This window comes from Pseudomonas meliae, assembly GCF_001400515.1.
GTDB lineage: Bacteria > Pseudomonadota > Gammaproteobacteria > Pseudomonadales > Pseudomonadaceae > Aquipseudomonas > Aquipseudomonas amygdali.
On the sequence record NZ_LJQT01000504.1, the window covers coordinates 1 to 1,057 of the forward strand.

The following is a 1,057-nucleotide window of genomic DNA, read 5'->3' on the forward strand; positions in this document are numbered from 1 at the left end:
CGTCGAAGATCGGGTTGTAGGTCGCCTGAATCCAGATTTCCTTGCCATCCTTACGCTTGCGTTTGTACTCATTGGCGTCGTATTCGCCACGCCCCAGTTTTTCCCAGAGCTCGCGATACTCCAGACTGCTGACAAACTCCTCAGAGCAGAACATCCGGTGGTGTTCGCCGACAATTTCCTCAAGGTCGTAGCCGAATACCGCAAGGAAGTTGCGGTTGGCATGCAGCACCTTGCCGGTCAGATCGAATTCGATAACCGCCTGAGAACGCTCGATCGCCGTCACCTTGCCGGCGGACTCGGCCTGACGGACGCGGCTCTCGGTGACGTCGTTGGCGAACTTCACCACTTTGTAAGGACGACCATCAGGGTCAAAAATCGGGTTGTAAGTGGCGCTGATCCATAGCTCTCGACCGTTCTTGCCGATTCGTTTGTACTCGCCGGAGTCATACTCGCCACGCTCGAGCTTGGCCCAGAAAGAACGATAGGCCGGGCTGTTCAGGTAGTCGTCTTCACAGAACATGCGGTGATGCTGGCCCTGTATCTCATCCAGACGATAGCCCAGCACCTTGAGGAAGTTTTCGTTGGCGTTGAGCACGCGGCCGTTCAGGTCGAACTCGATGATGCTCTGCGAACGATCGATCGATCGCTGCGACCTTACCTTCGTACTCGGCGTTGGTCTTGCGTTGCTGCGTGACGTCGGTGGCGAATTTTACGACCTTGAACGGGTTGCCCTGTTCGTCGAAAACCGGGTTGTAGGTTGCCTGCAACCAGATCTCGCGACCGTTCTTGCCCAGGCGCTTGTACTGCCCTTCGTCAAAGGCACCTTTGCCCAGTTTTTCCCAAAACGTCGCATACTCAACGCTGGAAGCGTGTTCCGGGGTGCAGAACATGCGGTGATGCCGACCCTGGACTTCGTCCAGGCGATACCCGACGCAATCCAGAAAATTGGTATTGGCCCGCAGGATATTGCCTTCAAGATCAAACTCGATCATCGCCTGCGAACGGTCAATGGCCGCCATCAGCGAGTGCAGGTCCATCTCTAGGAGGGTGTAGACAA

Annotated in this window: 1 pseudogene; it reads right to left on the reverse strand. The window is 56.0% G+C overall.

Annotated features, from left to right (window positions below):
- Positions 1 to 1,037 (reverse strand): annotated as a pseudogene (locus ALO64_RS23545) (PAS domain-containing protein); the annotation flags it as partial.
- Positions 1,038 to 1,057: the final 20 nt, after the last annotated feature.